This window comes from Tsukamurella paurometabola DSM 20162 (assembly GCF_000092225.1).
Taxonomy (GTDB): Bacteria; Actinomycetota; Actinomycetes; order Mycobacteriales; family Mycobacteriaceae; genus Tsukamurella; species Tsukamurella paurometabola.
The window spans coordinates 218,008-241,475 of record NC_014158.1; the positions used below are offsets into that span (position 1 = coordinate 218,008).

The 23,468-nt window shown below is 68.3% G+C and carries 21 protein-coding genes and 3 pseudogenes; 11 read left to right on the forward strand and 13 right to left on the reverse strand.

Annotated elements, in window-relative coordinates:
* Positions 1-15: 15 nt before the first annotated feature.
* Positions 16-1,821 carry a GNAT family N-acetyltransferase gene (locus tag TPAU_RS01035; RefSeq protein ID WP_013124914.1) on the reverse strand — a complete coding sequence of 602 codons (1,806 nt, stop codon included), beginning with the start codon at positions 1,819-1,821 and terminating at the stop codon, positions 16-18.
* Between the two features lie 51 nt (positions 1,822-1,872).
* On the opposite strand from TPAU_RS01035, the gene TPAU_RS01040 reads away from it, so the two are divergent.
* Positions 1,873-2,652, forward strand: coding sequence for an alpha/beta fold hydrolase (locus TPAU_RS01040; protein WP_013124915.1), 780 nt, complete (start codon positions 1,873-1,875; stop codon positions 2,650-2,652).
* 78 nt (positions 2,653-2,730) lie between these two features.
* On the opposite strand, the pseudogene TPAU_RS01045 reads toward TPAU_RS01040, so the two are convergent.
* A pseudogene (locus TPAU_RS01045) lies at positions 2,731-3,522 on the reverse strand (DMT family transporter); the annotation flags it as partial.
* Positions 3,523-3,604: 82 nt separating this feature from the next.
* On the opposite strand from TPAU_RS01045, the gene TPAU_RS01050 reads away from it, so the two are divergent.
* The gene (locus TPAU_RS01050; protein WP_013124917.1) at positions 3,605-4,510 is read left to right on the forward strand and encodes a LysR family transcriptional regulator; all 906 of its coding nucleotides are present in this window, start codon (positions 3,605-3,607) and stop codon (positions 4,508-4,510) included.
* Here TPAU_RS01050 and TPAU_RS01055 read toward each other — a convergent pair.
* Positions 4,497-5,855, reverse strand: coding sequence for an MFS transporter (locus tag TPAU_RS01055; RefSeq protein ID WP_013124918.1), 1,359 nt, complete (start codon positions 5,853-5,855; stop codon positions 4,497-4,499). The genes TPAU_RS01050 and TPAU_RS01055 overlap by 14 nt on opposite strands.
* Before the next feature lie 87 nt (positions 5,856-5,942).
* Between TPAU_RS01055 and TPAU_RS01060 the strand changes: the two genes are divergently transcribed.
* Both TPAU_RS01060 and TPAU_RS01065 read left to right on the forward strand, forming a co-directional pair.
* Positions 5,943-7,310 carry an MFS transporter gene (locus TPAU_RS01060; protein WP_245537824.1) on the forward strand — a complete coding sequence of 456 codons (1,368 nt, stop codon included), beginning with the start codon at positions 5,943-5,945 and terminating at the stop codon, positions 7,308-7,310.
* A 10-nt stretch (positions 7,311-7,320) separates the two neighbouring features.
* Entirely contained in the window at positions 7,321-7,647 is a 327-nt protein-coding gene (locus tag TPAU_RS01065; protein WP_013124920.1) for a helix-turn-helix domain-containing protein, read from the forward strand.
* A 4-nt stretch (positions 7,648-7,651) separates the two neighbouring features.
* On the opposite strand, the gene TPAU_RS01070 is transcribed toward TPAU_RS01065, so the two are convergent.
* Complete coding sequence (locus TPAU_RS01070) at positions 7,652-8,665, reverse strand: adenylate/guanylate cyclase domain-containing protein (RefSeq protein ID WP_013124921.1); 1,014 nt, start codon at positions 8,663-8,665, stop codon at positions 7,652-7,654.
* A gap of 31 nt (positions 8,666-8,696) precedes the next feature.
* Here TPAU_RS01070 and TPAU_RS01075 point away from each other — a divergent pair, with 31 nt between their 5' ends.
* From TPAU_RS01075 to TPAU_RS01085, 3 genes are read left to right on the forward strand one after another with little or no spacing between them, the layout of a single operon-like run.
* Positions 8,697-10,085: an L-serine ammonia-lyase gene (locus TPAU_RS01075; protein ID WP_013124922.1), complete on the forward strand. Its 1,389-nt coding sequence runs from the start codon at positions 8,697-8,699 to the stop codon at positions 10,083-10,085.
* Between the two features lie 37 nt (positions 10,086-10,122).
* The gene (locus TPAU_RS01080) at positions 10,123-10,527 is read left to right on the forward strand and encodes an NUDIX hydrolase (RefSeq protein WP_013124923.1); all 405 of its coding nucleotides are present in this window, start codon (positions 10,123-10,125) and stop codon (positions 10,525-10,527) included.
* On the forward strand, positions 10,524-11,681 hold the full coding sequence (locus TPAU_RS01085; RefSeq protein ID WP_013124924.1) for a winged helix-turn-helix domain-containing protein: 1,158 nt from the start codon (positions 10,524-10,526) through the stop codon (positions 11,679-11,681). The genes TPAU_RS01080 and TPAU_RS01085 overlap by 4 nt, the downstream gene beginning before the upstream one ends.
* Here the strand turns inward: TPAU_RS01085 and TPAU_RS01090 are convergent.
* Positions 11,678-12,562 carry a Fic family protein gene (locus TPAU_RS01090; protein ID WP_013124925.1) on the reverse strand — a complete coding sequence of 295 codons (885 nt, stop codon included), beginning with the start codon at positions 12,560-12,562 and terminating at the stop codon, positions 11,678-11,680. The two genes, TPAU_RS01085 and TPAU_RS01090, sit on opposite strands and share 4 nt — an antisense overlap.
* 9 nt (positions 12,563-12,571) lie before the next feature.
* The gene (locus TPAU_RS01095) at positions 12,572-14,107 is read right to left on the reverse strand and encodes an ABC-F family ATP-binding cassette domain-containing protein (RefSeq protein ID WP_013124926.1); all 1,536 of its coding nucleotides are present in this window, start codon (positions 14,105-14,107) and stop codon (positions 12,572-12,574) included.
* A gap of 423 nt (positions 14,108-14,530) precedes the next feature.
* Between TPAU_RS01095 and TPAU_RS01100 the strand changes: the two genes are divergently transcribed.
* Complete coding sequence (locus TPAU_RS01100; RefSeq protein ID WP_013124927.1) at positions 14,531-15,829, forward strand: ROK family transcriptional regulator; 1,299 nt, start codon at positions 14,531-14,533, stop codon at positions 15,827-15,829.
* Positions 15,830-15,978: 149 nt separating this feature from the next.
* On the opposite strand, the gene TPAU_RS23340 is transcribed toward TPAU_RS01100, so the two are convergent.
* From TPAU_RS23340 to TPAU_RS22785, 3 genes and pseudogenes are all read right to left on the reverse strand, one after another.
* Entirely contained in the window at positions 15,979-16,218 is a 240-nt protein-coding gene (locus TPAU_RS23340) for a hypothetical protein (protein ID WP_041944209.1), read from the reverse strand.
* A gap of 182 nt (positions 16,219-16,400) precedes the next feature.
* A pseudogene (locus tag TPAU_RS23800) lies at positions 16,401-16,820 on the reverse strand (Fic/DOC family protein); the annotation flags it as partial.
* A gap of 9 nt (positions 16,821-16,829) precedes the next feature.
* Positions 16,830-17,069 (reverse strand): antitoxin VbhA family protein, encoded by a 240-nt coding sequence (locus TPAU_RS22785; protein WP_013124929.1) that lies wholly within the window; start codon positions 17,067-17,069, stop codon positions 16,830-16,832.
* A 440-nt stretch (positions 17,070-17,509) separates the two neighbouring features.
* Between TPAU_RS22785 and istA the strand changes: the two genes are divergently transcribed.
* The 3 genes from istA to TPAU_RS01125 are packed head-to-tail and all read left to right on the forward strand — an operon-like array spanning position 17,510 to position 20,309.
* On the forward strand, positions 17,510-19,204 hold the full coding sequence (istA, locus tag TPAU_RS01115) for an IS21 family transposase (RefSeq protein WP_041944211.1): 1,695 nt from the start codon (positions 17,510-17,512) through the stop codon (positions 19,202-19,204).
* The gene (istB, locus tag TPAU_RS01120; RefSeq protein WP_013124931.1) at positions 19,201-20,025 is read left to right on the forward strand and encodes an IS21-like element helper ATPase IstB; all 825 of its coding nucleotides are present in this window, start codon (positions 19,201-19,203) and stop codon (positions 20,023-20,025) included. Before istA ends, istB begins: the two co-directional genes overlap by 4 nt.
* Before the next feature lie 50 nt (positions 20,026-20,075).
* Positions 20,076-20,309 carry a hypothetical protein gene (locus TPAU_RS01125; protein WP_013124932.1) on the forward strand — a complete coding sequence of 78 codons (234 nt, stop codon included), beginning with the start codon at positions 20,076-20,078 and terminating at the stop codon, positions 20,307-20,309.
* A 26-nt stretch (positions 20,310-20,335) separates the two neighbouring features.
* Here the strand turns inward: TPAU_RS01125 and TPAU_RS01130 are convergent, their stop codons facing one another.
* The 4 genes and pseudogenes from TPAU_RS01130 to TPAU_RS22140 all read right to left on the reverse strand — a co-directional run.
* The gene (locus TPAU_RS01130) at positions 20,336-21,805 is read right to left on the reverse strand and encodes a plasmid pRiA4b ORF-3 family protein (protein WP_041944212.1); all 1,470 of its coding nucleotides are present in this window, start codon (positions 21,803-21,805) and stop codon (positions 20,336-20,338) included.
* Between the two features lie 136 nt (positions 21,806-21,941).
* Positions 21,942-22,709: a CPBP family intramembrane glutamic endopeptidase gene (locus TPAU_RS23350; protein WP_013124934.1), complete on the reverse strand. Its 768-nt coding sequence runs from the start codon at positions 22,707-22,709 to the stop codon at positions 21,942-21,944.
* A 13-nt stretch (positions 22,710-22,722) separates the two neighbouring features.
* Positions 22,723-23,097: a hypothetical protein gene (locus TPAU_RS01140; protein WP_013124935.1), complete on the reverse strand. Its 375-nt coding sequence runs from the start codon at positions 23,095-23,097 to the stop codon at positions 22,723-22,725.
* Positions 23,098-23,174: 77 nt separating this feature from the next.
* Positions 23,175-23,324 (reverse strand): annotated as a pseudogene (locus TPAU_RS22140) (helix-turn-helix domain-containing protein); the annotation flags it as partial.
* Positions 23,325-23,468 lie beyond the last annotated feature (144 nt).

A 23,468-nucleotide genomic window follows, 5' to 3' on the forward strand; every position in this document is an offset into this window, starting at 1 on the left:
TGTCATCAGAGTTCGTCAGAGCTCGCGCTTGAGACCCACGTGCTCGGAGCGATACCCGAGCCGGGTGTAGAAGGCCCGGGCCCGTTCGCGGGTCGCATCGGTGGTGAGCTGCGAGAGGGTGGCGCGGTGGGTGCGACCGTGGTGATGCGCCCACTCGATCATCGCGGTGCCCAGGCCGCGCGACCGCTCGCTCGCGGCCACCCGCACCCCCTCGATCTGTAGCCGCGTGGTGCCGGAGCGGGACAGCCCCGGGATCACGGTCAAGTGCATGGTGCCCACCGTCCGGTCGGCCTCGTCGCGGACCACCGCGAGATAGTGCGATCGGTCGCGGGCCACCACATCGAAGGCCGCGTCGTAGCCGGCGGTTTCCGCGGATTCCCGGGTGCGGCCAATCTCGTCGTCGGACAACAGTGCGACGATATCGGGCACGTCGTCGCGGGCTGCGCGCTGCACCCGATAGACGCGCCCGCCCACGCGGAGCGTTCCGCCTACGGATTCTCTTGCTGCCGAGCGCATTCTGCTCACAAGCATGTCCAGCCAGGCGCCTACGTTCTCGCGGGCCTGCGGGGTGTCGGGATAGCGGCAGCGCAGATGCAACCCCTCCTGGTCGAGGATGAACCACAGCATCACCCCATCGGTGCGGATGCTGGCGCCGACGTACTGCGCGGCCAGCCCCGTCGAGTCCACGCGCACCGGCAGCCGGCGCAGGTCGAGCCAGGAGATGGCGAACATGCCCGGCACCTCGGGCATTCCGCCCCACGGTTCCAGGATCTCCTCGAGCGGCCAGGATCCGAGCTGTACGGCCTCGCGCACCGCGGCGGCGGCCGCCTGCGGTTCAGGCGAGGTGCACTCGATCACCGAATTCGTGATGAACCAGCCCACCGAATCGTGCCAGGTCTCATCCGCAATGGTCCCCGGTCGGCCTCCGGCCTCCTGCCCGCCGTGCCGGCTGTGCACCGGGAACACCGCGCGCAGCGGTTCATCCGCGAGCGCGCGGGTCACCGAGGTCATCGTGGCGATGGTGGCGGCCAGGGTGGAGACGCCGTCCTCGCGAGCCTGGGCGGCGAACGCGGCACTGTCGTCCACATCGAACACATCGCGCACCTCCACCCGCTCCAGATGCGGTTCGGGGGTGCCCAGCGGCAGGGGGAAGCGCGGCATCACATCACCGCTCTCGGCGAGAATCTCGGCCCAGCGGCGTCGCACTTGCTCTGGTGCGGGAGGCCGATTCTGCAGGGCCCGGGTGTGTTCGACGAACGCGGGCACCGCAGCGGTCGACGGTGTGCGGCCGGCTCGGACGTCCGCGAGGGCCGCCAGGAAGTCGCGCACGATCACCAGCATCGACCACATGTCCACGTGGGAGTGATCCGCAGCGATCACCACGGTGGGGCCGTCGGCGGTCTCCAGTACGCAGAGCCGGTGCGCCGGGCGCTGGTACGGCGAGCAGGCAGTGTCGAGCACATCGCGCAGCGCATCGTTGACCGCCTGGCCCGGCTCGATCGGATGCTCCACCCACCCGCCGGGTCCGATCTCGATCTCGTGCAGCTCGGGTGCACCGGCAGGGCCGGCAGTGAACGCCGTGCGCAGCGTCCCGTGCCGCGCGATCACCGCGAGCCATGCGGCGGCGAGCATTTCCCGCGGAACCGGTGCGGGTAGGTGAAACGACAGCGCCATCCAGGAGCCCGGCCGGTCGCCGCCCGCCACATGGCGTCCCTGATCGAAGGACACGGGCAGCGAGGGGCCGGGCGAGGAGGCGGTCACGTCGTAGCCCACCAGCCGGCCGAACGGCAGTCGCAGGTGCGCGACGTTGGTCAGGCGCATGGCGGTACCCTAGCCCTCTCGACCACCCCCTGCGCGCTGTGAGAAGGCCCGATGCCCAGATTCGACGTTCCCGGCGCCGCGCTCGACACCGAACTCAGTGACGAGGGCGGACACCCCGTTGTACAACTTCACGGACTCACATCCAGCAGGGCGCGCGATCGAGTCCTCGATCTCGATCTCGGGCGCGGTCTGAGCGGTACCCGGCTGTTGCGCTACGACGCGCGCGGTCACGGCCGCTCGACCGGGCGCACCGTCCCGGAGGACTACCGCTGGCCGGCCCTCGCCGACGATCTGCTGCGGCTGCTCGACGCGTGTTTCCCCGGTGAACGTGTGCACGGTGTCGGGCCGTCGATGGGTACCGGCACGCTCCTGCACGCGGCAGTCCGTGACCCGGGCCGGTTCAGCGGGCTCACCCTCATGGTGCCCCCTACCGCGTGGGCCACCCGCCCCGCGAAGGCCGCCGAATACCGGATCGCCGCGGACGCGATCGAAGAACGAGGACTCAGTGAATTCCTCAGCGCCGCAGAGGATGTCGTGTCCCCGCCTGCAACGAACGGAGCGCCGGCCACCCTCCCCGAGGTGACCGAGCGACTCCTCCCGTCGGTGTTCCGCGGTGCCGCGCTCAGTGACCTACCGGAACGCGAGGCGCTCGCCGCGATCGAGGTCCCGGTCACGCTGCTCGCCTGGATCGACGATCCGGCGCACCCCGTCTCGACCGCCGAGACCCTCGCCGAGCTCCTCCCGCGCGCCACGCTGACCGTCGCCCGCACCCCCGCGGACGTCGCCCTGTGGCCCACCGTCCTGCGCGACGACGTCGCCCGGACGCGCTGACCGTCGCGGCAGCCGCGCCACCGCGACGCCGACCAGGCACAGCACCCCGCCCAGCAGGCCCCAGGCGGTGGGCGTTTCGGCGAGGAAGCCCCAGCTCAACAGGATCGACAGGGCCGGCACCGCGTAGGACGACGATGCCGTGACCCCGGCCGGAGTGTGCGCCAGTGCGTATGCCCAGAGGAGGAAGGCCAGGGCAGTGGGCACCAGCCCCAGGTAGAGCACGCCGGCGGTGGAGCCGATCGGCGCGGCCGCCAGCTCCCGGAACAACTGGGGCGCCCACGGGAGCAGCACGATCGCGCCGATGATCGCGCCCAGTGCGGTGGCCGTGAGCGGATCCGTCGAGCGCGTTACCAGTTTCTGCGCCACCACGCTGATCCCGTAGAGCAGCGCAGCGGCGACGGCGAGGGCCACCCCGGCGCCGTCGCGCCGGCCGTCGCCGGAGAAGGCGATCACGGCCGCGCCGGCGAAGCTGATCACGATTCCTGCGGTGAGCAGCGGCGGGAAGCCCTCGTGCAGGAACGCGCCGGCCAGGACCGCGACGATGATCGGTGCGATGTTCACCAGCAGTGCGGTGGTGCCGGCGTCGAGGTGCTGTTCGGCCGCGTTGACCAGCACGGTGTACAGCGCGAACCACAGCGCGCCGTAGGCCACGGTGAGGGCGAGCGCGCGACCACGGGGGAGCCGGACGTCGCCGGTGTACAGGGCGTGCAGCGCCCAGATGACGCCGAGGACGGCGGCACCTACCAGGAGGCGTCCTTCGGCCAGGGGAACGGGCGAGACATGCGGCCCGATCCCGCGGATGACGACGAAGGCGGATGCCCAGGCGACCATGACGATCACCAGGGCGAGGGCAGGAAGGCGATTCTTCATGCGATTCACTGTGGGACTCGCAGAGAGTTAGCACAAGCGAATGTTTCTGGATTACTATTCAGCAAGACTGAATGGAGGCGCCATGCTCGACGCACACCGGCTCATGATCTTCCGCTCCGTGGCCGCCACCGGATCGGTGGCTGCCGCGGCGGCCAGCCTGGGGTACACGCCCTCGGCCATCTCCCAGCACGTCGCCGCGTTGCAGCGCGAGACCGGTCTCCAGCTACTGGAACGGGTCGGACGGGGTGTCGAACTCACCCCGGCTGGCCGGGTGCTGGCCACCGAGGCCGACGGGGTGCTGGAGCGCCTCAACGCACTCGGCGCCACTGTCGACGATCTGCGCGCCGGCAAGGCGAACCGGATCACCATGAACGTCTTCGCCACCGCGGGAACGCACTGGATGCCCTCGGTGGTGCAGACGCTCGCCGCGGAGTTCCCGGACACCCGGCTGCGGCTGCGGATCGAGGACGAGGTGAACGAGATCGCCGCCCGCAGGCCCGATCTCGCCGTCGCCGTGCGACAGGAGCATTCACAGACCACTGCGGTGGCAGGGTTCTCGCACGAAGACCTGCTGGTCGAGTCCTATGTGGCCGTGGTACCCGAGGATCATCCCTTCGCCGAGCGCGAGCTGATCGATATGGCAGAACTGGAACACGCCCGCTGGATCGATAACGACGTGCGCCGCGGCGCGTGCCGACAGGCCGTTCTCGATGCTTGCGCCGGAGCGGGATTCACGCCTCGTTTCGTGGTCGAGACCACCGACTATCCGTCGGCACTTCGGTTCGTCGCGCGCGGTGTCGGCGTCACCGTACTACCCCGGCTCGGAGCGACAGAGCTGCCGGAGGGCACCGTCTCGGTGGATGTGTGCAACCCCGCGCCGCGCCGCACCATCGTGGCCTACGTCAAGGATTCCGAATGCCGGAATCCGGTTGTGCGCAGGGCGATGCAGCTGCTGCGCGAATCGGCGGCCGCGGCTATTCGGCCGTGAGGCGCGAGGTGACCGCCACCGTCGCCAGCCCGGAAGCGAGCGGCACCAGCAAGGTGACCGCGAACCCGGAGTTACCCCACGCGAGGACCTGTGCGAACAGTGCTCCGGTACAGGCGATCGCGAGCGCAGTGCCCACGGCATCGGAGAGCTTGAGCGCGCTCGAGTTCGTGCCCTGCTCGTCGTCTGCGCTGCGACCGAGCATGAGGATCGACAGCGTCGGATAGGTCAGGCCCATGCCGAATCCACCGATCGCCCACGTCGCGAAGATCACCGGCCACGGTGCGTCGACCGCGAACGATGTTGCCACCGCGACCAGCGCCAGCGTCAGCAGGCTCGAACCGATCAGTGGAAGTCGTTCGCGCAGTGCGCCGTCCGGTGGGATACGGGCCTGAAGCTGCGAGGCCAGCGCCCACAGTAGTGCGGCGCCGGTCATCACGGATCCGGCCGCGAAGGGCGAGAGCCGGTCGATGTGCACCAGATAGAGCGGCACGTAGATCTCCGCGGCGAAGAACGACCCGGCCATGAGCAGGTTCGCGAGCATCAGGCGCGGAATCCCGGGACGGCCGATCAGCGATCCGGCGGGGAGCATTCGCCGGGCCGCGATCACCGCGATCACGAATGCTGCCGCAGCCAGCAGCAGGAACCCGGAGCCGCCCTGCGGCGCAGCGAACTGCGCGACCGCGGCGGCTGTTCCCGCCGCCAGTGCCGCGAACAGCACTCCGCGGTTCGGCGGATCGTCGTTGCGGTAGGCGGATTCATCGAGCCCCGTGGTTGCCCGCAATGTCGCGAACAGGGCCAGCAAGGAGGGCGCGGCCAGTCCGAGGAACACCCAGCGCCAGCCCACCGTCCCGGCCGCGAGGCCGGCGATCGCGGGGCCGACCAGCGACGGCACCACCCACGCCGTCGAATACGCGGCGAACACCCGTGGGCGTCCCGCCGGCGGGATCAGTCGGCCGACCATCGCGTACAGCACCACGCTGATCAGGCCGCTGCCCAGGCCTTGCACGCCACGACCGACGGCGAGCACGGTCATCCCCGGCGCCGACCCCACGATCAGCAGGCCGGCGGCGAACAACAGGGCACCGGCGATGAGCGGCGGCCGCACCCCGGAGCGGTCCACCCACGGCCCCACCCAGGCGATCGCCACGATCATCGCCGCGAACGCCGCACCGAAGGCCACCGAGTACTCGGCGGTGGCGCCGAACTGCTCCGCCGCCCGCGGCAGCACCGTTCCCACTGCGAGGGACTCGAAGGCGGAGAACGAGATCAGCGCGACCGATCCGATCAGGAACCAGCGGAGCCGGCCCCGATCGGGAACGGTCCGGACGTTCTCATCGATGGTCATTGTCGGCACGCTAATAGGTTGACCATGGTTGAGGTCAACCGAGAAAAACCGGTTGAATACGCCGTCGTCCGGCGGCATCGTAGAAAGGTGCATACCGACCTCGGCTCCCGCCAGCATGTGCCCCGCATGCTGCGGCCTTTGCTGCGCCGGGACTACCGCCTCCTGTTCGTCACGCTGCTCTGTGCGCTGACCACCGACGGCATGTGGCTGGTCTCCGTGGTGTGGCAGGTGATCGACATGGGCGGCTCGGCCACCAGCGTCTCGTTGGTCTCGGGGGCGGCCTCGGTGGGTTTGCTGGTGTCCACCCTCGCCGGCGGTGTGCTCGCGGACCGGGTCTCGCAGCAGCGCATCCTGTTCGTACTGGAGCTGCTCAAGGTCGTGGTGATCGGTGGCGTGGGCGTGCTCGCGTTGACCGGTGCCATCACGATTCCCCTGTTGATGGCGGGCTCGCTGGCGCTGGGCCTGGTGTCGGGTTTCTACTTTCCCGCGTACTCCGCGCTGGTACCGCGGCTGGTCCCGCCCGACGAACTGCTCGCCGTCAACGGCTACGAGTCGGCGGTACGTCCGGCCGCCGCGATGGCCGTCGGTCCCGCTGTCGCGGCGTGGATCATCGCCGTCGCCTCGCCCGGTGCCGCGCTGCTGGTGGGCGGCGCGATCTGCCTGTTCGCCGCGTTATGGGTGGTGCGGATCCGCGTCCCGCGGACCGAAGCGGCCGATGAGGCGGAACCCGGTTCGCCGCTGCGCGAGCTGTGGGAGGGCATCAAGTACGTGCGCCAGACCCCGTGGCTGCTGGCGACGCTGCTGTTCGCGAGCCTGATGGTGCTGGTCACCGTGGGGCCGATCGACGTGCTGTTGCCCTTCGCCATCAAGGATCAGGCGCACGGCGCCGCGAGTGAGCACTCGATGATCCTGGCCGCGTACGGTTTCGGTGGGGTGGCGGGTGCGCTGTTCATGGCGGCCCGCAGGATGCCCCGCCGCTACCTCACGGTGATGATGGGCGTGTGGGGCATCGCGTCGCTGCCGATGCTGGTGTTCGGTATCGCCGAGAGCGTGTGGCCCATGGTGATCGCGGGCTTCGTGCTGGGCGTGCTGTTCGAGGCTCCGGTGGTGATCTGGGGCACCCTGTTGCAGCGCCGCGTGCCGCGGCGGCTGCTGGGCCGGGTCTCGAGCCTGGACTTCTTCGTTTCGCTCGTGTTCATGCCGGTGTCCTTCGCGCTCGCCGGTCCGGTGAGCCAGGCGATCGGTCTCACCGCGACCTTCGTGCTGGCCGCGCTGGTCCCGGTGCCGCTCGCGGTGATCGCGATCCTGGCCGCGCGGATGCCGCAGGACGAACTGGCCCACCCCCTGGTCGACGAGGATGACGAGGACGACGGCACAGGTGCGGCGGGCGACGCCGCCGACGCGCCGGTTACGCCCACCGTGAACGCTCCGGCACCCGAGGGCACCGTCGGATAGGCTTTCTCCTATGACGAGCGGGGTTGCGAGTATCGACACGCACGAGCCGATGGAGGCTCAGGTTCCGCCGCGTCCCCCGCTGCTGCGCGAGGTCTACGGCCGTGTGCTCCGCCAGGAGCGCACCCGGCAGGGCCGCACGCTCGCCGAAGTCGCCCGCGAGGCGGGTGTCTCCACGCAGTACCTCTCCGAGGTCGAGCGGGGTCGCAAGGAGGCCTCCTCCGAGGTGCTGAGCAGCGTCTGCGATGCGCTCGGCGGCTCGCTCATCGAATTCGTCGGTGGTGTGCACCGTGAGTTGGTGGGGAGCCGTCCGGCTCCCGTCGCCCTCGCCGCGGCCTGACCGCTCACGCCTCGTCCTCGTTCTCCTTGGGCTGCTTGGCCCAACGGAGCAGATGCGGGTGCACCGCGCTGAAACCGCGTGCGCGGTAGGCCCGCAGGCTCCGCGTGTCGAGGTCCGGGACGTCGGCGATCGCCTCCGCGAGCTGACCGTCGACCAGCACGGTGCCCGGTCTCGCTGCGCTGGTCAGCCGCGCGGCCAGGTTCACGACGTTGCCGAACAAGTCGCCGTAGCGTTGCAGCACTTCGCCGTACGCCATGCCCACCCGCAACTGCGGGAACTCCAAATCGATCGCGTCCAGCTCCGGATAGTCGTGCGGAGTCTGCAGTTCGAGCGCGATCCGGGACGCGGCGGCCGGCTCGTCGGCGGCGAACATGACCTCGTCGCCCACTCCCTTGATGATCCACCCGCCACCGCCGTAGATCACCGTGCGCATGCGGGTCTCGAAGGTGCTCAGCAGGGTGCTCAGCTCCGGTACCGCGAGTCCACGGCTGAGCCGGGTATAGCCCACCATATCCGCGAAGCCCACCGCCATCGTCGCGGTGATATCACCCTCCTCGTCGGCCTCCGGGGTCATCAGGCGCTGGGTCGCCGCCGCGAGGTGCCGCCGCCATATGTGCGCCTGCAAGTTGTCCATCCGGTCGATCACCAACGCGGCGCCGCTCGCCGGGTCCGGGGCGTCGTCGGCCCGCGCGGCTTCCAGGTAGTGCCGGATCATCGGCGCCTGCCATTCCGCCAGCCGGTACATCGCCTGACCCAGCGCTTGCGATCCGGGCACCACCGCGTCCGCATCGACCACGCCGTCGGCGAACAGCGCAGCGAGGTCACGCACTATCTCGACGTCGTCGCGGGTGAACGCCTTGGTGTCGTCGTCGCGGAGGTCGGCGAAGCCCGCCGAGGTCCACCAGGCCCGAAGGTCCTCGATGTCCATGCCGCCCAGCTCCGCCAGCTCGCGGAAGGTGTACTCACGCGTACCCGGCAGTAGCAGCTCGTCGATGTCGAGTTCGCCTGCGTCGCCCATGCGACCACTCTATGGCGCCTAGGGTGGAGGAGTGACTATCAGTGTGTTCGAACTGTTCTCCGTTGGCATCGGGCCTTCGAGTTCGCACACGGTGGGGCCGATGCGCGCCGGTGCCGATTTCGCGGACGAGGTGGCGGCTTCAGGGCCGGACGCGGTGCGCTCGGTTCGCGCCGTGCACGTCGACCTCTACGGCTCGCTGGCGGCCACGGGCCGCGGCCACGGGACCTTCGCCGCGGTGCTCCTCGGGCTGGAGGGGCAGCGGCCGGAGACGGTGGATCCCGACTATGTGCAGGTGCGCAGCGCCGAGATCGACGCGTCGGGGATCACGCGGTTCGGGGGTGTCGCCGAGGTTCCGCTGAGCACGCAGGGGATCGTGCTGCACCCGCTCACGGTGCTGCCCCGGCACACCAATGGCATCCGCTTCCGGGCCGAATTCGGCGACGGTAGCGAGTACGAGGCCGTCTACTACTCGGTGGGCGGCGGCTTCGTCGAGCGCGAATCCGGGGCGGACACCGTGAACCCGCTCGCCGGTACCACGGCCGTGCCCCACGATTTCGACACCGCGGCGAGCCTGTTGGAGCTCACCAGGCGCACCGGCCGCAGCATCCCGCAGTTGATGATGGACAACGAGATCGTGCTGCGCGGCGGGCCGCCGGAGAAGGCGGAGAAGGACGTACGCGACGGTCTGCTGCACATCTGGACGGTGATGTGCGCCTGCATCGAACGCGGATTCCGTTCGGAGGGAACACTACCCGGGGGGCTGGACGTGAAGCGCCGCGCGCCCGGGCTGTACCGCCGGCTGGAGGAGTCGGGTGAGTCCGATGCGATGGACTGGCTCAACGTAGCGGCGATGGCGGTGAACGAGGAGAACGCCTGCGGCGGCCGGATCGTGACCGCGCCCACCAACGGCGCCGCTGGCATCGTGCCCTCGGTGCTGTACTACGCCTTGAAGTTCCGGCCCGGCCTCGCGGACCGTGCCGAGGACGTGGTGTGCGATTACCTGCTCACCGCCGCCGCGATCGCCGTGCTCTACAAGCGGCGGGCATCGATCTCGGGCGCTGAGGTGGGCTGCCAGGGCGAGGTGGGCTCGGCCTGCTCGATGGCCGCCGGGGCGCTGGCCCAGATCGCCGGGGCGACGCCCGCGCAGGTGGAGAACGCCGCCGAGATCGGCATCGAGCACAATCTCGGGCTCACCTGCGATCCGATCGGCGGGCTCGTGCAGATCCCGTGCATCGAGCGCAACGCCATCGCCTCCGTGAAGGCCGTGAACGCCGCCCGCATCGCCTTGCACGGCGACGGTACGCATCGTGTCTCGTTGGATCAGGCCATCGAGACCATGCGCCAGACCGGCGCCGACATGCTCTCGAAGTACAAGGAGACCTCCCTCGGCGGCCTCGCCGTCAACGTGCCGGAGTGCTGAGACGACACCTGTCGGTGGGCGTCGCTAGGGTTGCGGCATGGACGTGCTGACGGTGGCGGCGGTGTGTTTCCGGGACGAGGCCGGGCGGGTGCTCACGGTGCGCAAGCGCGGTACCGATGCGTTCATGCTGCCCGGCGGCAAGCTGGAGCCGGGGGAGGCCGCGATCGACTGCGCCGTTCGCGAGATCAGCGAGGAGCTGAGCGTCGCACTGACAGCGCAGGACCTCACTCACCTGGTGTCCTGGCGCGGCCCCGCCGCGAACGAGGCGAACACCGATATTGAGTCGACGGTCTTCGCCACCACGCTGCGCGTGGAGCCGCGGGCGGCTGCGGAGATAGCGGAGGCGCGCTGGCTGGACCCCGCGGACCACGGCGATGTGATCATCGCGCCGATGCTGGAGCAGTACCTCTTCCCACGGCTCGCGGGTGCGCCGAGCGCATGAGGATCAGCCAATCGCAGGCGCGGCGGATCGCCCTCGCCGCGCAGGGATTCGAGCCCGGCTTCGCCGGTGCCTCGACGCCCACGATGCGGCACGTCCAGAAGACCATCGACCGCCTGAAACTGATCCAGATCGACAGCGTCAACGTGGTGGCCCGCAGTCAGTACCTGCCGGTTTTCGCACGGCTCGGCGACTACGACACGACACTGCTCGACCGCGCCCGTGACACGGCGCCGCGGCGGCTCGTCGAGGCCTGGGCGCACGAGGCCTCGCTAGTCCCGCCGCAGACCTGGCCGCTGCTGCGGCACCGTCGGACCGCGGACCGGGTGGCGCAGCGGTTCGCGAGTTACGACGCCCGGCACCCCGGCCAGTTGGACCGGCTGCGCGGCGCGCTCGCCGAGTTGCCGCCGCTCACCGCCCGCGCGCTCGAGGCGCACCTCGAGCACGAGCAGGTGGTGGAGAAGACGCACTGGGGCTGGAACTGGTCGTCGGTGAAGGAGGGACTCGAGGTGCTCTTCCACGCCGGCGAGGTCACGAGTGCCGGCCGCACCAGCCAGTTCGAGCGACTCTACGCGCCCACATCCACGGTGCTCGGTGAGCTCGCCGAGCACGAGGTCTCCGACGAGGACGCCTACGTCGAGCTGATCCGGCAATCGGCGAAGGCGCACGGCATCGGGACGCTGCGGTGCCTGCGCGACTACTTCCGGCTGACCACCGCGCAGGCCGCACCGGCAGTGGAGAAACTCGTGGCCTCAGGCGAACTCGTGCCGGTGCAGGCCGAGTGGTGGCCCGGCACCGTGTACCTGCACGCGGAGGCCAAGCGGCCCCGGAGCATCGCGGCACGAGCGCTGCTCTCGCCCTTCGACCCCGTGGTGTGGCAGCGCGAGCGGGCCGAGGCGCTGTTCGACTTCTTCTACCGGATCGAGATCTACACGCCCAAGGAGAAGCGGGTGCACGGCTATTACGTGTTGCCCTTCGTGTTCGGCGACCGGATCGTGGCGCGCTGCGATGTGAAGGCGGACCGCAAGGCCTCCGAGCTGCTGGTGCACACCACCACGTGGGAGCCGGGCGGGCGCGACGCCGCATCCGAGACTGCGCTGGAGGAAACGGTGTCCGAGATGGCCCACTGGCTGGGATTGGAAAATTACCGGTTCTAGGCGGAGGCGGTCAGCGGTGCCGTGATCGTGGTGAACACCGAGAACAGCGGGTGCGCATCCGGGCGATAGTGTCCGTAGTCGGGCGCCGAGCGCCGCGACGCGGTGTCCCACTGCTTCTTCGATACCGCGGAGTAGTCGAACCGGTATCCCGCTTTGGCGGCGAGCACCTGCAGCAATGTCTTCGACGAGCGACCGTTGCCCTCTCGGAACGGGTGGGCGCAGTTGAGATAGGCGTACGCTTCGGCGGCTTGCCGCGCGTAATGCTGGCGGTCGCGCTGAGGTCCCATGAGCTCGATCGGCTGATGCGGCAGCCGATGGTTGAGCATCGTCGCCGCATCCCCGAGATAGCGGCTGATCCAGTGGGCATGGAACGTGGTGTGCCCCAGCGCCATATCGTACTTCCGGAACACGCCTGCCCATGGATACACGGTGCCGAATAGCGTACGGTGGATCGCGGCCAGATGGCCTCCGTCGAACGTCTGCGCCAGCTCGGTGAGCCCCGTCTCGATCCCGAACTCCTGCGCGGTGCCCACCTCGAACTCCAACTGCCGCAAGGCCTGCGCATCCCGGATTCCGAATCGGTTCCGCAGCACCCGGGTCTCCGGATACACGGTGTCGGGGAATCCCACCGGTACGTCCACGCAGTCCGGTGCGCCCACCGCGGCGGCGGAGGCGAGCGCCCGCTCGATCGCGGCCTCCACATACCGCGCGAGGGTGACGGCACCGTCGGCCATGGCGGCCAAGCGCTCGATGTCCTGGAGTCGGGGCTCCCACCCCTCCAACACGCTGTTGGCGATGGCGCCGTGCAACGACACGGCTCGCTCGGGAACCAGATTCCGGAGCGGGCCGGCGATGTCCCGGAGCGGGCGCGCGGCTGACATTCCCGCAGCTTATCGCGACACCTCGACCTCACGGGTGAGGTCGAGGCGGTCCAGGAAGCCGCGATCGTGCGAGACCACCGCCAGCGCTCCGCGCCAGTCCAGTAGCGCTTCGACCAGCAACTCGACCGACTCGATATCGAGGTTGTTGGTCGGCTCGTCGAGTACCAGAAGCGACGGTGCCGGGTTCCCGAGCAAGGCGATTGCCAGTGCCAATCGCAGTCGCTCGCCGCCACTGAGGGTGCCCACGATCCGCTCGGCCTGCTTGCCGCGGAACAGCATCCGCGCCAAGGCGGCATACGCCTGCTGCGCATCCAGATCCGGGTGTGCGGTCCGCACGGCATCGATCAGCGTGGCATCCTCGTCGGCCCCGAATCGCACGTTCTGCGGGACGTATCCGATCACGGTCGCGGGCTCCGCCGCCCGCGCCGAGGCGATCGCCCGGCGCAGCACCGTCGTCTTACCCGAACCGTTCGGCCCCACCAGAGCGATCCGTTCCGGCCCGATCACCTGTAGTGACGGATCGTCGAGCTGCACGCGATGCACCCCGGGGCCGGGATCGGGCATGGCGATCCGCACGGACCGATCGTCGCGCACGGCCTCCTGCGCCTGCGCGAGAGCATCCTGCGCCGAATCGACCCGGCCCTCGTGCAGCACGCGGTGCTTGCCGGCCGAGACCTCGGCCTTCTGTTTGAGCAGGCCGGCCAGGATCGGCGGCACCCGCTTCTGCGCCTCGGCCTTGTCGGCGTACCGCTTGCGTTTGGCGAGCTTGGTCTGCGCCTCGACCAGATCGCGCTTCTGCGCCTTCAGATCGCCCGCCGCGGTGGTCACCGCCTGTTCGGCCGCGGCCTGCTCGGCGTCGAGCACCTCGCGGTAGTGCGAGTACGGCCCGCCGAACACGCGGACATCGCCGCGGTAGAGCTCGATCATCGTCGCCATTCGCTCCAGGAGCGCGAGGTCGTGGCTCACGACCACCGCGGTGCCGGTGAACCGGTCCAGGGCATCGGTGAGCAGCTCGCGGGCATGGGCATCGAGGTTATTGGTCGGTTCGTCGAGCAGCAGAGTGTCGGGCCGCCGCAACAATTGCCCCGCGATGGCCAGCAGCGTCGCCTCACCGCCGGAGAGGGTGCCGACGGTGCGATCCAACGCCCCGAGCCGAAGGCCGAGTCCGTTGAGGGCTGCGGTCGCCCGCTCTTCGACGTCCCAATCGTCACCGACCGCATCGAAGTCGGAGGGCTCGGCGGAACCGCCCTCGATGCGCCGGAGCGCAGCGAGGGCCGTGCCGATTCCCAGGGCGTCGGCGAGGGTGTTCTCGGCGCGGGCCTGCGGGTGCTGCGGCACGTACCCCACCACGCCGGTTCCGCTCACCGAACCGGATGTGGGCGTGATCAGGCCGGCCAGGATGCGGAGCATGGTGCTCTTACCAGCACCGTTGGCACCGACCAGCGCGGCGTGCCCGGCGGGGACCGTGAAGCTGAGGTCGTCGAAGACGACGGTGCCGTCCGGCCAGTGGAGAGTGAGTGCCGATACGGCGAGAGAGGTAGCCATGAATGCTCCTTGAGGTCCGAGGAGCCGCGCGGCACGGACGGTGCGGGGCGGCGGGGCTGGGACATCTCAAGACAGCATGCGAGCAGTGTAAGCACCGGCGCGTGCGCTCCGCACGTGATTTTCCGGCGCACGAGTGTGATGTACGTCCCAACCCGCGGCGTCGTGCTTGTGCGGGTGTCGGTATCCGGTGCTACCTTTTGAAGCATGTCCGGGAGTCTTGAGGCCCATTTGCGCGTCGGTTATGAGACCGTCGCGCTGGGCTGCCGTCTCCCCATGGTTCGCGTGCACTGTCGAATGTGCTGCTGCTGAGCGTTTTCCGCTCGCGTTCTTGTCGGCTTTCCCGCCGATCCATTCGACATCTGCATATCTCGCCACGAATTCGGTTCAGCCGATGCTCGTGGCGCACGTACACCTCGAGGAACCATGACCGTCGTTGATATCCCCGCCAATTCCGCTACCCCGACCCGTACCGCTCAGGCCCGGGCCGCACGCGCCCGCAACCCGCTGACCAGGCCCGCGGTCGAGCGCGCCCCGCGAGTCGCGGCACCGGCCCGCGTCTTCCCGCCCCAGTTGCGGGTATCCGAGAAGCCCGCAGCCGCCGTCCTCCGGGTGATCCGGCGTGGGGGGCTGGTGCTGCGCGACGAGATCGTCCGCGAGACCCAGCTCTCCGCTGCCACCGTGAACCGCCAGGTCACGGCTCTCATTGAGGCGGGTCTCGTTCGCGAGCGCGCCGATCGAGCGGCCAGCGGTGTCGTCGGTCGGCCCCGTCTGCCGCTCGAGGTGGACCCGACCGGTCCGCTCGCGCTCGGCATTCACATCGGCTTCCGAGTGAGCACGGTGACCATGCACGACGTGTCCGGCAAGATCGTCGGCGCGATCCAGATCCCGACACCCGAGAGCGGCGAGCCGGGCGAGGTGCTCTCCGTGATCGCCACCAGCGCGCGACGGTTCCTGGCCCGCTGGGACGGCCGCACCATCCTGGGGGCCGGTATCGCGATCGGTGGGCGCGTGGACGATCGGGGTGTGGTCGCCGATCATCCACGCCTCGGGTGGAAGGACGTTGCTCTCGGTGAGCGCCTGTCCGGAGCGATCGGCCTGCCCGTGACGGTGGCGCCGCACGTCGAGGCGATGGCCGCCGCCGAGCTGCACCTGTCGGAGTCGTTGGAGTCGCAGGGCTCCACCCTGTACTTCTACGGTCGGGAGACCGTCGGCGTCGCGCTCGCCTTGCACGGTGCGGTGCATTCACCCAAGTCGGGCCCGCACACCATCGGTCATCTGCCCACCCGCAATGTCACGCTGCTCGACCCGCGTGGCACCGGGCGGCTCGAAGACGCGGTGACGGACACTGCGGTGGTCGAGGCGGCGCAGGTGCAGAAGCTGGCCGTGCGCACCGTCGCCGACCTGCACAAGTTGGCCGAGGGTGGCAATGCGACCGCGAAGGCGATCATCGCGGAGCGCGGCCGGGTGCTGGGCGAGGCGGCCGCGTTGGTGGCCGACATCTTCAACCCCGACCGGCTGATCCTCGGCGGACAGGCGTTCACCGACTACCCGGCGATCCTGCCGCATGTGTCCGCTGCGCTGAAGGCGACGTCGGCTGAACCCAGCCGCGCCGTCCGGGTCAGTGGTGCCGGGGGTCGCGTGCAGCAGCAGGCCGCCGGTGCGGCTGCGCTCGACGGCGTATACGCCGATCCACTGGGCGCCATCGCCCGCGCCACCGCCTGACGCCGAACTGGAGCACGCCGAGCCCCGCTGCACACAGTGTGCAACGGGGCTCGCGTACAGCTACCGGCACCTGCGCGACATCACCGCCACGGTGCCCACCCTGCCGCTGTGGTGACAAGCCAGGCGCGCTGAGGCTGGTGCGGACAGGGCTATCGGCCGGCGTCGTAGCCACGCTCGTGCGGTGGCCGGGGTCGGGGCTGCGTGGTCGGCGCGGAGCTCTGCGGGTCGGCGCTGGCGCCGCGGGGGAACGCGCCGCCGGCCAGACGGGCAGCTGGAGAGCCGTGAGCCCACAGTCCGTCGGCAGCCTTACCCTTGGCCGTCTCGACGGTCGTGCTGGGCTGCTCGCGCTGAGTGTGTGGGTCGACGAGTGCGGCGCGGAAGATCGGCACCAGCGGTGTCGGTCGGGGGAGAACCGGCCTGGCTGCGGGTGTGCGGCCTTCGAGGCGTCGTTCCACTGCTCGCGGGTCACTGTGCGAAGGTCGATCCGGAAGTGCGCGAACTCGGCGGCGGCCTGCTCGATCAACAGGCGGGTCGAGCGGCCGTTGCCCTCCCGGAACGGGTGGGCGGTGTTGATGTGAGCGAACACGTCGGCGATCGCGTGGGCGAAGCGATCGGGATCCTTCGAGCGAATATCCGGGGAGTTACGCAGGTCGTACGCGGCAGCGTCGAGGTAGTCCCGGATGTTGCGGTAGTGAGCGAAGTTGTCGCCGTCCTTGCTCAACGGGTAATCGCGGATCTGCCCGGCGAACGGGTAGATATCACCGAACAGGTGCCGGTGGATCGCGGCCAGGTGATCCGCGTCGAAAGTGGCCGGCAGTAGCGGGCGGCTGAGATCACCGAGCTCGATGGCCCGGCGCTCGACAAGCTGATACTCGTAGCGGTGCAACGTGTCAGGGTCGGTGATGCCTGCGTGGTTGCGCAGCACTGTGGTGCCCGGATAGAATTGGGCCGCGATGCGCTGTTGCTCCGCGGCCCAATCGTCGTCAGTCACGTCAGCAGCTCACCCGAAGCCGAAGGCTGCCTTGATCTCATCGATGGCCTGATTCGTGGTGCGTTCGCCCCGGACCAGGCGCACCAACGCCTCTACGTTGTCACGCTCGGGATCCATTCCCTCGAGGTAGCTCGAATGGACGGTGCGGATCACCCGGTCCCGCTGATCAGTGGTGAGCCCGTCGACCAGGTCAGCGCAGTGCGCAAACCACGCAGGGACCTCTACATCTGTCGTCGTAGTGACAGTCATGAACCATCTCCTCGTTTCTCGTAGCCCGCGCGGACAAGCGCACGCTGACGGGCCGCGGTCACCTCCTGCTCGGTGGTGCTCTGCGCGGTGTCCACGCGACGCAACGCAGCTTCAGCGGTCGGAGTCAGTGGCATACCAGACATGACCGCGGCCGCACGAGCAACCGCCGTGCTATCACGCTGAACTCTCATAGCGCAGTCCCCTCAACCTGTGATGACACCTCAATTACAACTGTTTACCTGCATGTTTACCAGCCCAACGTCTGACTTGGACCGTGCTCCGAGCACTCTATGGTTGTGACAGCTTGGGTAGGCCCCGGTTCGACGGCTTGACTTGGACCCGTTTGCGACTCGCCGGTGGTGTTGCGGCGGTTTGATCTGGCCCCATCTGATGGTTGCTCGTGAACATCGTTTCCGAGCTGAAGCAGGTGGTGGTCGATGATGGGATCGAAGGTGGAGCTGTTCGCGCAGATTCGGCGGGATGCCCGGGTCGAGGGCATGAGTATCCGGGCGTTAGCCCGGAAACATGGTGTGCATCGTCGGACGGTGCGGCAGGCGTTGTCGTCGGCGGAGCCGCCGCCGCGGAAGACGCCGGAGCGGTCATCGCCGCGGTTGGATCCGTTCAAGGCGGCGATCGATGCGATGCTGCGGTCGGATCTTCAGGCTCCTCGGAAGCAGCGGCATACGGCGACGCGGATCCGGGAACGTTTGGCGATCGAGCACGGCGCGGTCGAGTTGTCGTATTCGACGGTGCGGGACTACGTGCGGGTTCGGCGGGCGCAGATCGAGGTGGAGGCCGGACGGCGCACGGAGGTGTTCATCGCTCAGGATCACGCGCCGGGTGCGGAGGCGGAGGTCGACTTCGGCGAGGTTTGGGTGATCCTGAACGGGGTCAAGACCAAGTGCCACATGTTCGTCTACCGGCTCTCGCATTCGGGCAAGGCCATTCACCGGGTCTATCCGATCGGCGGGCAGGAAGCGTTCCTCGAAGGACACGTGGAGGCGTTCCGCGAGCTCGGTGGGGTCCCGACCCGGCACATCCGCTACGACAACCTGACCTCGGCGGTGGTCGCGGTGCTGCAGGGCGGGGACCGGCGCCGGCAGGAGAACCCGCGCTGGACGTTGTTTCACTCGCACTACGGGTTCGATCCGTTCTACTGCCAGCCTGGTATCGCCGGGGCGCATGAGAAGGGTGGCGTTGAGGGCGAGGTCGGTTGGTTTCGCCGCAACCGTTTGACCCCGATGCCGCAGGTGGAGTCCCTTGATGAGCTCAACGAGCAGATCAAAACTTGGGAAGCGCGCGATGAGGGCCGGCGTATCGACGGCCGACTGCGGACCGTCGGCCAGGACTACCAGCACGACCGGGCTGCGCTGGCTCCGTTGCCGGTGGAGGATTTCGACCCTGGTCTGGTCCTCACACCGCGGGTGGACCGCTCGGCGATGATCACCGTTCGGATGGTCCGCTACTCGGTGCCGGCGCATCTGATCGGCCGCCGAGTCCGCGTCTCCCTGCAGGCCTCTCAGCTGCTGGTCTACGACGGCCGCGCCCTAGTCGCGCGGCACCAGCGCGTCGCCGGCCGCGGTATCGCGAAGGTCGACCTCGACCACTACCTCGAGGTTCTCAAGTTCAAACCCGGCGCCCTGCCGGGATCAACAGCGTTGGCTCAAGCCCGCGCAGCGGGGGTGTTCACCGCCAGCCACGACGCGTTCTGGGCCGCAGCCCGAAGAGTGAACGGTGACGTCGACGGCACCAGCGAGCTGATCGACGTGCTGCTCTTGCACCGCAGCCTGCCCGCGGACGCGGTGACTGCCGGCATCGACGCTGCATTGCGGGTCGGGGCGGTGACCGTCGAGGTGGTCGCGGTGGAGGCCCGCCGCGCAGACGCAGCACTGCTGACCACTAGCGACATGACGGGTGGGGCCAGCTCGGGTCGTCATCGCGTTCGCCACGCTGATCGGCGTGAGCAACGAGTTGTCAGCCTCACCCAACGACGCCTCGCAGACCCGGCCGCGGTGATCGCCGGCCTCCCACCTGACCGACGGCCACTACCGACGGTCGCCGCCTACGACCGGCTCCTCCGTCGGCGCACCGCCTCAGACGCTCCACCACCACCGACTCCGGAAAGGCACCCATGAGCACCACCACCTCGAAGTCCCAGGCCACCACGCTGGCGCCATCACTGCGGCGCCGCGGAGGTCTCACCGAAGAAGCCGCGATCGCTGCCGTTGACCAAGCCTGCCGACGCCTGCGGCTACCGACGGTGCGGTCGATGATCGACCAGCACCTCGCCGCCGCGGCCAAGCAACAGCTCTCGTATCAGGGGTTCCTCGCCGAACTCCTCCTGGCGGAGGTCGATGACCGCGACCGGCGCTCGACTGTTCGCCGCGTGAAAGCCGCCGGGTTCCCGAGGGATAAGTGGTTGGCGGACTTCGACTTCGACGCCAACCCCGACATCGAGGCCGCCACCATCCACCAGCTCGCCACCGGCGACTGGATCCGCCACGGCCTGCCGCTCTGCCTGATCGGCGACTCCGGAACCGGCAAATCCCACCTGCTGATCGGATTGGGAACCGCCGCCGCTGAGCAGGGCTTTAGAGTCCGCTACACCCTCGCCACGAAACTGGTGAACGAGCTGGTCGAAGCCGCTGACGACAAGCAGCTCGCCAAGACCATCAACCGCTACGGCCGCGTTGACCTGCTCATCATTGACGAGCTCGGCTACATGGAACTCGACCGCCGCGGCGCCGAACTGCTCTTCCAAGTCCTCACCGAACGCGAGGAGAAGAACAGCGTCGCGATCGCCTCCAACCAATCCTTCTCCGGCTGGACCGACACCTTCACCGACCCCCGGCTCTGCGCCGCCATCGTCGACCGGTTGACCTACCGCGGCACCATCATCGAAACCGGCACCCACAGCTACCGACTCGCACACACCGAGGGGGCGGCAGAGTTCTGACAGACGGGCATGACTCGCTGACTTCAACGGCACTCGATACGGTGGCGGGTATGGCGATAACGCGAGGCACCGAGCGGTTCGCGCTGCTGGCGGAGCAGACGCAAGCCGCTGCCCGGCGACGGGGGATTGCGGTCACCGACGAGGTGATCGATCAGATCCTCAACGCCGAAATTGAGCGGGTGGCCAAGTTGATGGGAATCGAACCTCGCACAGCCCTGCTATACACGCCTGCGGATCTGCCGCTGACGTTGGCAGAGATGATCGCAGCCACCCACCACCAGTAACCGGGTGCCAGCACTGACCAGCGGTGTTATCGCTGGTTGAGCACTGCGCGGGCGGTAGCAGCGATACCGTCGTCTGTTCCGCGCACGTGCCATCTATCGCGGTGCGTATCGGTCATGCTCTCGAGGATCGTGTAGGTCGGGCTCGTCACGGGCAGCATCATCGGGTAGCGGTTGGCGCCGCCGGTTCTCCATCCTGCTGCGTAGAGCAGGTCACTGACCTCTTTTCGCCAGTTCTCCACCGGTGTTCCGCTCCCGACCACGGCAAGCAGGAGCCATCCGGCCTCACGATCGAAATCCTTGGTACCGCAAGGAAGCCGTCCCACGATGTGTTCCCACAACGCTGTGGGGTCACCGCCGATGCGACGAGCAGCCCGGGTTGGGCTGATCCTGCCCTTGCGGACACTGAGTAGCCCCACCGCCTGCGCCGCTTCACGCACCGTCGCCACCGGAGGCGTGAGATCCTCCCGGTTCGCCTTTCCCATCCACCAGTTCGCGATGCCACTGCGCTGCGCGAACCGCTCGACCACAACAGGCGGGAGGTAACCCGCGGCGGTGAGCTTGACCCCCTCACCGACTTCTTCGAGCAGCAGACGGTAAGGCTCGGTGAGCCGTTCAGCTTCCGCGGCGGACACACTGGCCTGGCCGTGCGACTGCGGCCGCGCGAGCACCCCCTGCAACAACGAGCTGCCCTGCATCGTCAGCCGATGGGCGATCTGCCCCAGTTCACCGTGGCCTGGAGCCAGAACCGAAGCAGGATCGAAAAGAGCGAGCGTGATGGCGGCATTGGCGTCATCGACGTCGAAGACATCCGGGTCCCAGCCCCCAGGGAGCCAGTCGTTCGCCTCCTCCGCGCTGCCGAAACTGTCAGGAAGGTGCGCCGCGTCCCTACCCTTGCGAACCCACAGTGCTACTTCATGGAACCCGCCCAGACCACCGCAGTCCTCAGGCGGGCACGCGTTCTTCCCCGCCACACACAGCGACGCAGACGGACAGGTGTCGAGGACCTGCTCAACCTTGAGCTTGTGCTCCCAGCCATCGCCAAAGTCGTACTCGTACCACAGCTCGTCACCCACGCCCGCGATGACCTGATCGAGCCGGACATCCTGCTCCAGCACCCCTTCCTCGCCCTCGCTGACATCGAATGCCGTCAGGAAGGCCGGAGAACGATGATCGCTGCCTGTCCTGAACTTGTGCAGGTGACAGTCGTACCAGCCCATCGCCGCCTGGATCACCTCGTGCACAGCAGAAAGTGTCAGATCGCCGGGCAACTCCAGCCGCCGCCACACAGGAGGCTTCGCGCCATGCAGATCCAACCGGACACGAAACCCGACCACCCGGTCAGGCACAGGTAGCAGCGTCGGCTGCCGCACCCGCGTCAGAGCATCGACCTCTGCAGCGAACCGCGCGTTCACCACCGCATCAAGCACAACCCGTCTCTCCTGCGGGCTCAGCCCCTCCACATACTCGCGGGCCACAGCAGACAGATCCTCGACCATGCCCCCCAGTCAACCAGGACTCGACACAACCCGCCCCACCGCGAACCAGACTACGCCCGGGGCCAAATCAAACCGTCCCAGTGGGGCCACTCCCAGTTGACATAGCCAACTCTATCGGCCGGGCTGAGGGGCCTGGTCACCAAAGACTCCACACGATGTCTGGGAAGTGGTTGGCGGTGTTGTAGGCCGCGTGCAACGTCGCTGCTGGCCAGACCGATCGGGAGGCGATCGCGATCGCTGCGCACCCTGCGCCTAACACCCAGGTGGTAACGACGTTGTACCAGCCGTAGTCAAGATGAATCAGACCGAACAAGAGCGCCGTAGCAATCACCACGCCAGCCAGGATGCTGAGACGGGCCCGAGACGCATCGGGCATCCGGGCTCCAGTAAAGCCGAGCGCGAAACACGCCGCGGCGACCACGGGCATGCGAAAGATCACTTCCTCGCCTGCTGCGTGTGTCCAGTCAGTCCAGGTGAACGCCTCAGCTTCTCGCTGTTCGTTGTTCGCCAGTTGTTGCGCGGTCGAATCGGTCAGTGCAGGCCAGAGCTGGGGAAGATGCAGTGCAGTTAGACCTCGCGAGAGGCCGAAGCCAGCGGCTGCGCCTACGGGGAGCCACAGCCACCACCGGCGGGGTAAAGCAAATCCTAGCCAGCGGGAGGAGGGGAGAAGCGATGACTGAGTAAGCCAATGCCCACCAACTACGACAACTATGCCGACGGTCGCGGCGACAGCCGCGAGCACGACTCCCCGCGAGAGGTCTTGTTCGTAAAGTTCTTCCGGTGCCATCAGCGCGACAATCGAAGCGGAAACCCAGATCACTCGGATGAGCACGAGGAGACAGGAAGCATCAGCCGGTTGGTTTGCGAAGAAGGCCCGAGCGCGCACAAGAAGGTCAGCGTTCATGCTGGCGCAGCATCTACTGGTACGGGTAGTGGACCGGATACGAGCGGGCCTGCGGGGCGATCACCGGGCCCTTGATTGCGCCGAACGCGACCGCGAAGAACGGGCCCAGTCCGAGCACGCAGGCCAGGGTGTGCCAGAACACCAGCCAATTGCGCCGCCGCCGCGCGATCCGGTACTGCTCGGGAGTGCGCGCTGCCAGCATCGCCGACCGCGCCATGCCGCGCGGTTTGGCCAGGACGAACGCCAGCACCAGCCACAGCGGCCAGGTCACGACGAACAGGCCGACGCCGATCAGGATCAGCGGCCGGATGTACATCTCGAAGAACGGCATTGGCGCATCAGCCGGATTACCGGCGGCCAGCATGATTGTCGTAGCGGCGCTGTTCATGCACGGAATCCTTTCTCATGGCGCTGACAAATTCGGCTACTGGATGCCGCCGAGCGGTTCAACTGGCTATGTCCACCAATCTGAGGCTCATACGGATCGACCACCGAGCCCTTCCCAGGCCGCACCGTATTTCGGGCCACCCCCAGCTGCCTGGCAATCAACTTGATCGGCATGCCCTCGGCCTGATGCAACCGGCGGATCTCCGCCCAATCCTCCGCAGTGATCATCCCTCCAACCTGCCGGGAGGGGATCAACTTTCGCGGCACCCCTGGGGGTCAGTGTTCAGGAACCGTCGACAGTCGGGGGTTGAATAGCCAGCCGTCCGGGACCGGAACCCGAACGATGAACGCCAGATACGGCGTCGCAGACCT